Origin of the sequence: Paenibacillus sp. YN15 (assembly GCF_003285005.1) — a bacterium.
In the GTDB taxonomy this organism is placed as follows: domain Bacteria; phylum Bacillota; class Bacilli; order Paenibacillales; family NBRC-103111; genus Paenibacillus_AR.
Map to the genome: position 1 here is coordinate 111,621 of NZ_QMFA01000019.1, position 11,936 is coordinate 123,556.

13 protein-coding genes and 1 riboswitch are annotated in these 11,936 nt (G+C 56.7%); of the genes, 1 reads left to right on the plus strand and 12 read right to left on the minus strand.

Features of this window, described 5'->3' with window-relative positions; genetic code table 11:
• Window positions 1-107: 107 nt before the first annotated feature.
• The 6 genes from DQG13_RS16495 to DQG13_RS16525 all read right to left on the minus strand — a co-directional run bounded on the left by DQG13_RS16495 (window position 108) and on the right by DQG13_RS16525 (window position 5,268).
• Window positions 108-1,091, minus strand: coding sequence for a PhoH family protein (locus DQG13_RS16495; protein WP_258525702.1), 984 nt, complete (start codon window positions 1,089-1,091; stop codon window positions 108-110).
• Window positions 1,092-1,096: 5 nt separating this feature from the next.
• On the minus strand, window positions 1,097-2,284 hold the full coding sequence (gene yqfD / locus DQG13_RS16500) for a sporulation protein YqfD (protein WP_113020885.1): 1,188 nt from the start codon (window positions 2,282-2,284) through the stop codon (window positions 1,097-1,099).
• 35 nt (window positions 2,285-2,319) lie between these two features.
• Window positions 2,320-2,598, minus strand: a complete 279-nt coding sequence (gene yqfC / locus DQG13_RS16505; protein ID WP_113020886.1) for a sporulation protein YqfC — start codon at window positions 2,596-2,598, stop codon at window positions 2,320-2,322.
• Window positions 2,599-2,901: 303 nt separating this feature from the next.
• Window positions 2,902-4,308 carry a nucleoside recognition domain-containing protein gene (locus DQG13_RS16515; protein ID WP_113020888.1) on the minus strand — a complete coding sequence of 469 codons (1,407 nt, stop codon included), beginning with the start codon at window positions 4,306-4,308 and terminating at the stop codon, window positions 2,902-2,904.
• Entirely contained in the window at window positions 4,277-5,017 is a 741-nt protein-coding gene (locus DQG13_RS16520; protein WP_113020889.1) for a FeoB small GTPase domain-containing protein, read from the minus strand. The genes DQG13_RS16515 and DQG13_RS16520 overlap by 32 nt, the downstream gene beginning before the upstream one ends.
• Window positions 5,017-5,268, minus strand: coding sequence for a FeoA family protein (locus DQG13_RS16525; protein ID WP_113020890.1), 252 nt, complete (start codon window positions 5,266-5,268; stop codon window positions 5,017-5,019). Before DQG13_RS16525 ends, DQG13_RS16520 begins: the two co-directional genes overlap by 1 nt.
• 326 nt (window positions 5,269-5,594) lie before the next feature.
• Window positions 5,595-5,747, plus strand: a riboswitch (FMN riboswitch).
• 175 nt (window positions 5,748-5,922) lie between these two features.
• Between DQG13_RS16525 and DQG13_RS16530 the strand changes: the two genes are divergently transcribed.
• Complete coding sequence (locus tag DQG13_RS16530) at window positions 5,923-6,888, plus strand: DMT family transporter (RefSeq protein WP_113020891.1); 966 nt, start codon at window positions 5,923-5,925, stop codon at window positions 6,886-6,888.
• A gap of 85 nt (window positions 6,889-6,973) precedes the next feature.
• Here the strand turns inward: DQG13_RS16530 and DQG13_RS16535 are convergent, their stop codons facing one another.
• The 6 genes from DQG13_RS16535 to DQG13_RS16560 all read right to left on the minus strand — a co-directional run bounded on the left by DQG13_RS16535 (window position 6,974) and on the right by DQG13_RS16560 (window position 11,458).
• Window positions 6,974-7,579 carry a hypothetical protein gene (locus DQG13_RS16535; RefSeq protein ID WP_113020892.1) on the minus strand — a complete coding sequence of 202 codons (606 nt, stop codon included), beginning with the start codon at window positions 7,577-7,579 and terminating at the stop codon, window positions 6,974-6,976.
• A gap of 26 nt (window positions 7,580-7,605) precedes the next feature.
• On the minus strand, window positions 7,606-8,598 hold the full coding sequence (floA, locus tag DQG13_RS16540; protein WP_113020893.1) for a flotillin-like protein FloA: 993 nt from the start codon (window positions 8,596-8,598) through the stop codon (window positions 7,606-7,608).
• 33 nt (window positions 8,599-8,631) lie between these two features.
• The gene (locus tag DQG13_RS16545; RefSeq protein WP_258525703.1) at window positions 8,632-10,008 is read right to left on the minus strand and encodes an NfeD family protein; all 1,377 of its coding nucleotides are present in this window, start codon (window positions 10,006-10,008) and stop codon (window positions 8,632-8,634) included.
• 295 nt (window positions 10,009-10,303) lie between these two features.
• Window positions 10,304-10,747, minus strand: coding sequence for a GatB/YqeY domain-containing protein (locus DQG13_RS16550; RefSeq protein ID WP_113020894.1), 444 nt, complete (start codon window positions 10,745-10,747; stop codon window positions 10,304-10,306).
• A gap of 15 nt (window positions 10,748-10,762) precedes the next feature.
• A complete protein-coding gene (gene rpsU, locus DQG13_RS16555; RefSeq protein WP_113020895.1) occupies window positions 10,763-10,936 on the minus strand; it encodes a 30S ribosomal protein S21 in 174 nt (57 codons plus the stop codon).
• A 174-nt stretch (window positions 10,937-11,110) separates the two neighbouring features.
• On the minus strand, window positions 11,111-11,458 hold the full coding sequence (locus tag DQG13_RS16560; RefSeq protein WP_113020896.1) for a histidine triad nucleotide-binding protein: 348 nt from the start codon (window positions 11,456-11,458) through the stop codon (window positions 11,111-11,113).
• Window positions 11,459-11,936: the final 478 nt, after the last annotated feature.

Sequence of the window (11,936 nt, forward strand, 5' to 3'; positions counted from 1 at the left end):
GATAAGCGTCATTCCCTTCCTTATCGAAGAAGTCCCTTAAGATGGGCTTGGCCCGTTTTCGAGGCTTCCGGAACATGACCCGGCCTGCGGGAGGAACGGTTGTTGGCTCAGGGCTCGTTTCTCTCCGCATCCTCCGTGTAGGCGACGATAATCTTCTGCACCAGCGAGTGGCGCACCACATCCTGCTCGTCAAAATAGATGAAGCCGATCTCCTCCACCTGCTTCAAAATCCGGTCCGCTTCCATCAGTCCGGACTTCTTGCCCCGGGGAAGGTCGATCTGGGTCACATCTCCCGTTATTACCATCTTGGACCCGAATCCCAGCCGGGTCAAGAACATTTTCATTTGTTCAGGGGTGGAATTTTGCGCTTCATCCATGATGATGAATGAATCGTCCAACGTCCGGCCGCGCATATAAGCCAAGGGCGCAATTTCAATGGTCCCCCGCTCCAGGGACTTGGCCACCTGCTCGGGGCCCAGAACATCGTTCAGGGCGTCGTAGAGGGGGCGCAGATACGGGTCCACCTTCTCCTGCAGATCGCCGGGCAGGAAGCCCAGGTTCTCGCCGGCCTCCACCGCCGGGCGGGTCAGCACAATGCGCTTTACGGCGCCTTCCTTCAGGGCCACCACCGCAAGCACCACGGCCAGGTAGGTTTTGCCCGTTCCGGCAGGTCCGATGCCGAAGACAATATCCCGCTTTTTGATCAAATTTACATACTTCTTCTGGCCGATGGTCTTGACGCGGATGGGTTTGCCCCGGTGGGTCACCGTAATCTCGCCCTTGAACAGCTCCAGGAGCTGGTCGGCCATCATCTGCTTGGAAAGCTCTACTGCATACGACACATCCCGCTCCGTAACGGCGTAGTTATTGCGGACCAGGGCCAGCAGCACCTCGAACAGCTGCCTTAAGGATTCCAGCTCCTTCACCGGCCCCTGAATGGCGATCTCCGCCTCCCGGGAGAAAATCCGGGCATTGGTCTCTTGCTCAATAATATGAAGAAATTTATCCTGGGGCCCAAATAAGGCCAATGCCTCCTGGGCATCCTTCACCTGAATTCTAATGGTGTCTTCCTGCTTGTTGTGTTCTGTCAAATGTCTCATTCTCCTTGGACGATAGGTAATTCTTCCGAAATGGTTTCCTCCACCTGGAAAAGCACATTCATATACACTTTACCATTGTCGGTCTTCTCTTGCAAAACATTGTAAGAAACGAACCGGGCATCCTTGCCCGCCTGGATCAAAATATCCGCCTTGGCCCGCTCCAGCCCGGCCTCCCTGGCCGCCTCGGGTCCTTCCGCTCCTTCATCGAGACGGGTTTCCAGCACCTTTTCCTTTATCCACCCGAAAGGCAGGTTATAGTTTTTCCAGCCTAACGTGGTGCGGGATTCCCGCTTGTCCGAGGAGGCATAATCCTCCTTGCCGTAGCCGGTGAGCTGGAGGGCTCGTCCCCCCAGAACCAGATAAAAGCGGTCAAAGCTCTCTCCGGTATAGACCATATACTGGCGGGAGACGGGAATTTCCAGCTTGGATTCATACCACACAATGCCGCGGACGCTGCCCTCCGCCGGCACCACCTGCCGGTTCACCTCGTCGCCGATGACGCCGGAGATAAGGATGTCCCCTTTTTTGACATAGCGGTTGGGCTCCACAACAGGCTTTCCCTTGGTGGACCGGACCTCGGTAACCACCGCCGCTTTGGACGCCACCAGATGGCGGGGACTTAGGAGCTCATGCTTTTCCGGCTTGGCCGCCTCCACCACCTTGATGACAATGCGGGTGCCCTGCTTCTCGATGCCGATCCAGGAGATGTCCGGCAGCTCCTTATGCAGATCCCGGGCCATTTCGTCCATGGGCTTCAGGCGGAAGGTCCACTGGTACGGCTTGAGCCCCTGAAGCTTGGCGGCCTGCAGAATTTCATAGGTGGGCACCGTGTCATTGCCCTCCACCTCCACCTGCCACACCACGGAGGACAGCAGGTAGATGCCGATGAAAAAGCCGACGATTCCGGCGGCGAAAAACTTCCGTTTCTCCAGGCGGCCCAGCATAAAGGGAACACCCTCGCGCTTTTCCACGTGAACCCGACAGCCTGTCTCCTTCAGAAGCGGCCGCAGGCGAAAAAAATCCTTCAGCACCAGACTGGCGGCAGCTTTCCCGGGACCGGTGCGGCGGATATCCCAGATTTGGAACTCTTGTCCCGCCGCTTTGTTCAGGAGGAACTCAATCTCCCCTCCCCTGATGGTAATTCTCACATAACCGCGAAGCTTACGGATAAAAAGCGGCTGCATGTTTTTCACTTCTCCTCTTCACTGGAATAACCTCATCAGGGTATGTATTTCAGCTCGCGGATGACGCCTTCCACCAGCACTTCCTCCGCCATGATGGTCCGGATGCTCAAGTTGCTGCCGAGGATCTCCAGGCTTCCCCGGGACAGGGTCAGCAGGAGGCGCTCTTCGGAAAAATGGAGGACGCCCCGGTGGTTTTCAATTTGCAATCTGACGTTGCCGATCATGATCAGGCGGGGGATATCCTGGGCGATGTCCTCCGGAACATCGAGGATTCCGGCTGTCCATTGATCAAATTTTTTGCGGATGCGGCGCATGGGCTTCGCTCTCCCTCCCGGCGGTGCAGCTGTCTTGAAGCGCAATCGTATCGTTACAGCCTATGCGCGGACAGCCGGGATTATGAAGCCTGCCGGCGGACTCCTCTCCCAGAAAATGGGCCGTCTCCAGGCAACTAACCAATCCCCCAAAAGTGACGACAAGCTCCGAAGCGAAAGTCCGGGTACTTTTGGGGGAGCCCCCGAATGAAAATGGCGCAGTACACTGCATTTTCGCACAAAAAAACCCGGCTTTGGGCCAGGTTAGTTGTTGTCATATGTGCCGGGGAACGGACAGGAAAGCCGCTACACCCAGCCCAGCAGTCTTGCCGCCGTGGCGGTGAGGAAGGTGACTCCGATGGCAATCCCCAAGGGAAGCGCCGCTGAAATAAAGGTCCATTTTTTGCTTTTGGTTTCCTTGTAGATGTTGTACAGCGTGGTGCCGCAAGGGAAATGGAGCAGGGAAAACAGCATCATATTCAACGCCGTCAGCCAGGTCCAGCCGTGCTGCAGCAGGATGTCCTTGATATTGGCAATGCCGTCGGCATCCACCATGGCTCCCGAGGACAGATAGCCCATCAGGAGAATGGGGATCACCACTTCATTGGCCGGCAGCCCCAGGATGAAGGCCATCAGGATAAAGCCGTCCAACCCCAACAGATGGGCAAAAGGATCGAAAAACGCCGCCATATGGTCCAGTACGCTGCTTCCGCCCACAAACACGTTGCCGAGAATCCATGTAACCACTCCCGCCGGAGCGGCCACCACCAGCGCCCGGGTAAGCACGTTTAAGGATTTGTCCCGGGAGCTCAGCAGGATGGTCTTCCAGATTTGCGGCCGGCGGTAGGGAGGCAGCTCCAGGGTATAGTGGGAGGGCACCCCTTTCAGCGCCGTTTTGGACAGGGCCCAGGAAACGGTGAGGGTGACGGCAATGCCGAACAGCACCATCCCCATCACCACCATGGCTGTAGCCAAGGAACGCACCCCGCTTGCCGCCCCCGCCGCCATAAACAGGGAGGACAGGAGAATCAGGGTGGGCCAGCGGCCATTGCAGGGCACGAAGTTATTGGTCAGAATAGCCAGCATCCGCTCCCGCGGGGACTCAATAATCCGGGTGGACATAATCGCCGCGGCATTGCAGCCGAAGCCCATGGACATGGTCAGAGCCTGCTTGCCGTGGCCGCCGGATTTTTTGAAGAGGCGGTCCATGTTGAAGGCCACACGGGGCAAATAGCCGAAATTCTCCAGCAATGCGAACACCGGGAAGAAGATGGCCATAGGCGGCAGCATGACGCTGACCACCCAGGAGGTTCCCCGGAAGAAGCCCAGCACCAGCAGGCCGTGCAGCCATTCCGGTGCGTGCACCGCTTGGAAGCCAAGGGTCAGATAACCTTCGATCCAGCCGAAGAAATCCGCCAAAAGCCCGGAAGGGACGTTGGCGCCGGCGATGGTGATCCAGAACACCAGCCCCAAAATCGCAAACATAATAGGATAGCCCCACAGCTTGGAGGTCACGATCCGGTCCAGCTTGTAGGTGCTTTGCAGTTTTTTCTTGTCTTCGTAATGGACGGTTTCGCCCACAAGCTCCTTGGTGGTCCGGTAAATATCGCCGACAATGGCGTCCCGGACAGGCTCCCCGCCAGAGACGGCTTTGGCCAGCTTCACCAAACCGTCCAGCGGATCAGGCGAGTTTATGGCATGCGGATCGGCCATGGCTGACATCTCCTTTGCGCGGGACGAATTCCCCGCCTTTCATTCTTTGCTTCAGGGTATCGAGAAGCCCTGTATCCTCATCCAGCAGCCGCAAAGCCAGCCATCTGGAAGAAAACCGCAGCCCCAGCGTTTCCCGGACGGCAGGCTCCAGCACCTCCAGCTTCCGCTCCAGCTCCTCCTGGTATTTCACCCGGACCGGCTCCGGAACAACCTCTCCCGTGGCGACCGCAGCAACCATGGACAGAAGACCGTTAATCCCCAGCTTGCTGCGGGCGGAAATGGCGGCTACGGGAACCCCCAGCCTGCGGCTGAGCAGCGCCGTATCCACATGGATGCCCAGGCGTGTAGCCTCGTCGATCAGATTGATGCAAACTACAACCCGGCTGGTCATCTCCAGCACCTGCAGGGCCAGATTCATGTTCCGCTCCAGCGAGGTGGCGTCCAGCACCACAATGGTCACATCAGGCTCCTCGAATACAATGAAATCCCGGGTAACTTCCTCGTCCTTGGAATTGGAAAACAGCGAATAAGTGCCGGGCAGATCAATCATGCGGAAATCATGGCCGTTGTGGGTAAAATCCCCTTGGGCCAGGTCAACGGTTTTGCCGGCCCAGTTGCCGGTATGCTGGCGGAGTCCCGTGAGCAGGTTGAACAGAGTGCTTTTGCCTGTATTGGGATTGCCGGCCAATGCCACTGTATAGGTCGCCATTATTCCCCACCTCCCATAAGTTCTCCGTAAATCAGCGAGCTTTCTTCCTTCCGAAGGGCGATTGTGGTGTTATTGACGCGGAAGGCAACGGGATCGCCCAGAGGGCTTCTTTGCAGCACTTCCACCTCATTCTGGGGAACAAACCCCAGATCCAGCAGCCTTCTGCGCATGACACCCTGAACCTCAATCCGCGTCAGAAGCAGGACGCTGCCCGTTTTTGCTTCCGACAATGGTATATTTGTCGTTGTCATGACCTTTCCCTCACTTTCCAATGGGACAAAGAGTTTGCCTAGTGCAACATTTATGGTAAAAAAAAGTAGTCGCAAAAAGGGGGCTAAAAAAAGGTTACCAGCAGTATATGATCTACCTCGATTATATGCCACTCTTATGTTTTCCGCAACTAAGAAATTTGCCTTTGTGCAATATTTGAATAATTTTTATAATATAGGCTTGTCTATAATTTAATGAAAGCGATGCCATTCCTCTGGGCCCGTTCGGTGCGACAAAGTTTGCTAAAATCGCTGGACAAAACCGGTGGTTAGGCGTATATTGATGCTGTGAAAAAAATAACTTAATACAAGATCTTCGGGGTGAGGTGAAATTCCTGACCGGCGGTGAGGCTCGCAGGAGCTGAAGCCCGCGACTCCCGGTGAGTCCGCAAGCGGACCGGCGGGACTGATCTGGTGCGATTCCAGAGCCGACGGTAAAGTCCGGATGGAAGAGGATCAAAGTTTGAAGCACGCTTCCGGCAGCAAGGCCGCCATTCCAAGGGATGGGTTCTTGCTGTACTGTACGCGCGGTTCGACCTGCCCCCGATTTGCCTGTAAACAGGCTGCCGGGGGCTTTTTGATCTTTGCCTGCATCAACGTGCAACCCTTCTTAAGATTTTGGGAAAGGGAAATAACATGAGCAATCAAACAGCTTCTTTGTCAGGCAAACCTTTCCGCGGAGGCTTCTGGCTGGTGCTTCTGGGAGCGGCGCTGTGGGGCGTTGATCCGCTGTTCCGGATTATTCTGCTGAAATCCATGACTTCTTCCCAGATCGTGCTGCTGGAGCATGCGGTCTTATTCCTGGCAGCCGCGCCGGTGCTGTGGAAGCGGCGTTCGGAGCTCAAAGCCATCCGGCTGCGGCATTTGGGGGCGCTGCTGGCAGTCTCCTGGGGCGGCTCGGCCATTGCCACCATCCTGTTCACCAAGGCGCTTGTTTCCGGCGACCTCAACATGGTTCTGCTGCTGCAGAAGCTGCAGCCGCTGTTTGCCATCGGCCTGGCCGCATTGGTTCTGAAGGAGCGCCTGCCGCGGAACTTTGGCCCGCTGCTCCTGGTGGCGCTGGGAGGCACCTATCTGCTGACCTTCGGCTGGACCCTGCCCTTCGGACACGCGGGCAGCTTCATCGGGTGGAGCAGCCTGATGGCGCTGGGGGCAGCCGCTTTGTGGGGAGGCTCCACGGTGATGGGCCGGTATCTGCTGGGCACCCTGCAGTACGAGACTGTCACCTCCCTGCGCTTCGCGATGGCGCTGCCGCTCCTGTTTGTCCTGGCCCAAATGGAAGGGCAGCCCTGGCAGCTGGACAACGGCTACGGCGGCTGGACTCTGGTGGCGCTGAATCTGCTGCTGCAGGCTCTGTTGCCCGGTTTGCTCAGCATGCTGCTCTACTACAAGGGTCTGGAATCCACCAAAGCCTCCTACGCGACGCTGGCGGAGCTCAGCTTCCCCATGACCGGCGTTTTGATCAACTGGGTTGTGTATAAGCAGATCATCACCCCGGCCCAACTGATCGGCTTCACGCTAATCTGGGTGGTGTTGTTTATGATTTCCAACCAACGGACACAGCAGGAGCCGGCCGCCAAGGTGCAGACCAAAGCAGCCTAACCGCCGAGGCTCCCCTGGCAAAATAAAAAACCGGGCCTGCGCCGCGTGGCGCAGCTGCCCGGTTTTTTATTGCTCATTCATTGTCCTATCTGCGGTATGGCCGTTTGGACCGGGGCGGTCCGAGAATTTCCGACCAGACCACCGCTTTAACAAGCTCCTCGCCTTCCGGCGTCCATTCGCCGGCAGTATGGGCGGCCGTTTCCCTGCCGCCTATCCCGTGATAGTCATCCTGGGCGGCCAAGGAGGAGACGCCCGCGCGGCCTGCAGCCGCCACCTGGAACGGACTGCTCCGTTGCGAAGCCGCGGCGGCCCTGCTCTTCTGCCCCGCCTCCGACCGGCCGGATGCTCCGCGGGAGGCCGCTTCCTCCTCGTCCCGGCGGGCTCTGCGCTCCGCCTCGGCGCGTGCTTCCCGCCGCCATTCCTCTTGCTCCCGGTCAATCTCCTCCTGCCGTCTTTTCAGCTCATGATCCGCTTCCCACGGATTGGGCTCCGCTTTCCGGACAGGCCTCCTTACCTCGCCGGGCCCGCCCCCGAAGGTCGGCATCGGGCTGATTGGCCTGGAGGACTGCTTGGGCTTCCCCTGCTGCTGGGAGCCGCCGGGACTGTTGAACTTTTTGTAGAGGGACAAGAGTCCCCCCAGCACAATAATTAACAACGGCAGATTACCCGCCAGTGTTGACAGAAACTCCATGTCTCCACCTCACTCCCTGCCCCGTCTTACTCCTTCTCCGGCTTGGCGGGGTCATTGACCTTGCCGATGGAGCTTCTCATTTGGGTATCCGCATCAATATTCTTCAAATTCATGTAATCCATAACGCCCATCTTCCCGCTTTTCAGGGCATCCGCCATGGCCAGGGGCACCTGGGACTCGGATTCCACCACCCGTGCCCGCATTTCCACAACCTTGGCCCTCATCTCCTGCTCCTGGGCCACCGCCATAGCCCGGCGTTCCTCCGCCTTGGCCTGGGCGATCCGCTTATCCGCTTCCGCCTGCTCCGTTTGCAGCTGGGCGCCGATATTCTTGCCGATGTCCACATCCGCAATATCGATGGACAGAATCTCAAAGGCGGTTCCGGCGTCAAGCCCCTTGCCCAGCACCGTTCTCGAGATCATATCCGGATTTTCCAGCACGTCCTTGTGGGAATTGGAGGAGCCGACAGTGGTGACGATGCCCTCGCCGACCCGGGCAATGATGGTTTCCTCGCCCGCGCCGCCCACCAAGCGGTCAATGTTGGCCCGGACCGTTACCCGCGCCTTAACCTTCACTTCGATACCGTCCTTGGCTACCGCAGCTACAATGGGCGTCTCAATTACACGGGGGTTGACGCTCATTTGCACCGCCTGCAAAACATCCCGACCTGCCAGATCAATAGCTGCAGCCCGTTCAAAACCCAGGGGAATATCGGCCCGCTGGGCCGCAATCAGGGCGTTGACTACCCGGTCTACATTGCCGCCCGCCAGATAATGGCTTTCCAGCTGGTTGATGTTCAGCCCCAACCCCGCCTTGTTGGCCTTAATCTGGGGATTGACGATCCGGCTGGGGGTAACCCGGCGCAGCCGCATGGCCACCAGGGTGAAAATTCCCACCCGAACGCCGGACGCCAGCGCCGAAATCCAGAGCATAAAGGGGAAAAAGCTGAAAAACACAGACAGCACGATAATTGCCAGGGCAATTATCACCACACTCATTACCATTGGATCAAGACCCATAAGATTAAAAACCTCCTACATGTTATTTTGCCCTCACTTTTCCTCTGCGCTGACGACAATGCGCCCGCCTTCCACCAGCACCACCGTTACCTGCTGGCCCTGCATAATAAACTCGCCGGCCGTAACCACATCCACCCGTTCGCCGTCGAAGATGGCTGTTCCCGCAGGCCGCAGGGGAGTCAAGGCCTTGCCGGTTTTGCCCAGGAGATACTCCTTTACAGGCTGGGACACATACCCAAGCTCCGTCTTCAGCTCATCCTTCAGGATAAATTTGTTCCAGATTCCCCGCTTCCGAAAGGCGTAAATCACGAAGCCCGCCAGCACCATGGCCAGAATAAAGCCGATGCCTAAGGAAAGCGCCGCATTCGAGGAATCATAGGCGGCCATAATTACCCCGCTCATCAGGCAGACGATGCCGATAATGGCCCAAATGCCGAAGCCGGGCACGAATATCTCGATGACCAGCAGGATGATCCCGATGACGAACAGCACCATATCCTCCACCCCCGCAAAACCTGCCACATATTGGCCGAAAAAGTACAGAACAAAGCTGGCTACGCCGATAATCCCGGGAATGCCGAAGCCCGGCACGAACAGCTCGATGGCAATCCCCGCCAGCCCCAGAATAAACAGGATAGTGGTGACAATCGGATTCAGGAGAAATCGCGCCAATTCCTCAGAGAAGGAAGGATTGAAAATCTCAATTTGCGCCCCTTCCAGTCCCAGCGCCTTCAGCACCTCCTCCCGGCTGCCCGCAATCCCCTCCGCATACCCCACCTTGAGGGCTTCCTCGGAGGTCAGCGAGATCAGCTCGCCTTCACGGTACTCCTTATTCAGCTGCGGCACCGCCAAAACTCTGTTCTTGTTCACCATCCCCTCGGCAATGGCGGGATTGCGTCCGTTCTGCTCCGCCGCCGAGCGCATGGCGCTGGACCAGGCGGCAACCGTCTTGGCGCTGGGGTCCAGCTCCTCCCCTTGCCCATTCACAACCGCCGCGGCTCCGATGGTGCTTCCCGGCTCCATGTAAATTTGCTTGGCGTTTAAGGCAATGAAGCTCCCCGCCGAAAATGCCTTTCCGCGGACGAAGGCGGCGGTAGGCACCTTGCTGGTTTTGATCAGCTCGCCGATCTCCAGCGCAGCATCCACCCGTCCGCCAAGGGTGTTCACGTCGAGAATCACGTAGCTGGCCTGATGCTCCTCCGCATCCTGATAGGCCCGCTGCAGGAAACGCTGAAGCCCGCTTTCAATGGTCCGCTCTGCCGGAATGTAGTAGACCAGCTTGGCGCCGTTCTGGCCTTCTGCAGCCGCCACTGTGCTCCCGGAAGCTGCGGCGATTCCCGCCGGGATCAGCATCAGCACCGCCAAAAGCCCCATTAGCCATGCTTTCAACCGGATGTTCGTATTCCCCAACCCCTTTCCTCTTATATAGCTTACCATGAATACGCAAAAATATGGAAAGGGTTTCAGAAATCCGGGGAACAAAAAACACCCCGGCTCGGTGAACGAGGTCCGGAGTGTTTATTGAAAAGCGGCAACGGCTTGTTAGGTCGTGTCTGACAACCCGCTTGAGGGCATCTTTCACCGCCTTTTCGCCCCTTGCTTCGTTACCTTCGCTTGACGTACCCCCGGTACGCCTTCGCAAAAGTGCCTTGCCTGGAACGAAAATTCGGCAAAATCTGCTCCCTTCGGAGTTATCAGTCACGCCCTAAGCCAGCAACTGCGAAACGATCTGATTGACGAGCTTGCCGTCGGCCAGCCCTTTCACTTTGGGCATCAATGCGCCCATAACCTTGCCCATGTCTGCTTTTGAGGAAGCACCGACTTCTTGGATGGTCTGTTGTACAATCGCTTTGACTTCATCTTCACTCAATTGCTTAGGCATGTATGCGGTAAGGATGTCCAGTTCTTTCGTCACTTGGTCAACCAAATCCTGCCGGCCTGCTTTTTCGAATTCCTGGAGGGAATCTCTACGCTGCTTGATTTCACGATTCAGTACGTCAAGGACATCCTGATCATCCAAAGTCTTTCGTTGATCGATTTCTATATTCTTGATCGACGAACGAACCATCCGGATCACGGAAAGCCTGAACTTATCCTGGCTCCTCATCGCCTGCTTCATATCTTCGTTCAATCGGTCGTTTAAGGTCATGAGTTTAGGCTCCTCCTAGAACTTCCGCTTGCGAGCAGCCTCGGATTTCAACTTCCGCTTAACGCTAGGCTTCTCATAGTGCTTGCGCTTTTTAACCTCCGCCAACACGCCATCCTTCGCGATGGATTTCTTAAAGCGGCGAAGTGCTGCATCGATTGTTTCATTCTTACGTACTCGAGTTTCTGACACCAGATTTCCCTCCCTCCGAACAGACCGTGTCCAAAAAACAGACGGTTATCAAACTACATTATAGGTTATGGAGAAAGGGTGTGTCAACCCGCGATTGCATCTCTGCAAAATCAGTGCCCAGAAGGCTTACACAGCCTGTCAGCCCTGGCGTCAGCGGCTGCTGCAAGGCGCTTATTACTTGGCAAACAGCGGGCCCAGCTTGGCGCCTCCCATAAGATGATAATGAAGGTGGAATACCTCTTGGCCGCCGTCCTTGTTGCAGTTGTTGGAGAGGCGGTAGCCGCTTTCGGCGATTCCGGTTTCCTTGGCAATCTGCTGCGCCGCGGCATGGATTTCCCCAAGCAGATGAAGATCCTCGGCTGTGACATCGTTCATGGTCGGAATATGCTTCTTGGGGATCAGCAGCACATGGACCGGCGCCCCCGGGTTAATGTCATGGAAAGCCAGCACATGCTCATTCTCGAACGCTTTTTTGGAGGGAATCTCCCCCTTCACAATTTTGCAGAAAATACAGTCTCCCATTTGCGCTTACCTCCGTCATTGGATAAGAATTACATTCATCATACCAGAAAAACAGGGCTCGTCCAATTCCAGGTTGGCCGGCCTGTTGGTTGTCCTGTTGGTTGGCCTGTTGGTTGGCTCCGCTTCCCGTTGTCATCCCACTCCGCCGACGCTTAACGGAACTATCCGGCCCTTAATCCGGGGAAACAGGGTGCGGCCGGCGGCTTACGGAACTGAGAAGCCCTTACAGGGGCAAAATTACTCCAGATGAGTCCAAAAGCCGCGTTTTCCCCATGTAACAGTTTTATAGTTCCGTTAATATTGAAGCAAGCCGTTTTCCAGCCTATAAGCGTCTCACAGTTCCGTAACGAAGGATGCCCCTTCCACAAGCGTCTATCCAACAGCCGACCCAGGCCGGTTCGCTAATACGGCAAATCATGACCACCCGTCAAACGGGTGGTTTGCTCTGCGGCTATAAGCCTTTGTCACCGGCTAGCGT

Excerpts from the sequence above, each read along its gene's own strand:
- DQG13_RS16515 (WP_113020888.1), bottom strand. The coding sequence starts at position 4,308 with ATGGCCGATCCGCATGCCATAAACTCGCCTGATCCGCTGGACGGTTTG.
- floA (WP_113020893.1), bottom strand. The coding sequence starts at position 8,598 with ATGGGTCTTGATCCAATGGTAATGAGTGTGGTGATAATTGCCCTGGCA.
- DQG13_RS16530 (WP_113020891.1), top strand. The coding sequence starts at position 5,923 with ATGAGCAATCAAACAGCTTCTTTGTCAGGCAAACCTTTCCGCGGAGGC.
- yqfC (WP_113020886.1), bottom strand. The coding sequence starts at position 2,598 with ATGCGCCGCATCCGCAAAAAATTTGATCAATGGACAGCCGGAATCCTC.
- yqfD (WP_113020885.1), bottom strand. The coding sequence starts at position 2,284 with ATGCAGCCGCTTTTTATCCGTAAGCTTCGCGGTTATGTGAGAATTACC.
- DQG13_RS16535 (WP_113020892.1), bottom strand. The coding sequence starts at position 7,579 with ATGGAGTTTCTGTCAACACTGGCGGGTAATCTGCCGTTGTTAATTATT.
- DQG13_RS16525 (WP_113020890.1), bottom strand. The coding sequence starts at position 5,268 with ATGACAACGACAAATATACCATTGTCGGAAGCAAAAACGGGCAGCGTC.
- DQG13_RS16550 (WP_113020894.1), bottom strand. The coding sequence starts at position 10,747 with ATGACCTTAAACGACCGATTGAACGAAGATATGAAGCAGGCGATGAGG.
- DQG13_RS16520 (WP_113020889.1), bottom strand. The coding sequence starts at position 5,017 with ATGGCGACCTATACAGTGGCATTGGCCGGCAATCCCAATACAGGCAAA.
- DQG13_RS16560 (WP_113020896.1), bottom strand. The coding sequence starts at position 11,458 with ATGGGAGACTGTATTTTCTGCAAAATTGTGAAGGGGGAGATTCCCTCC.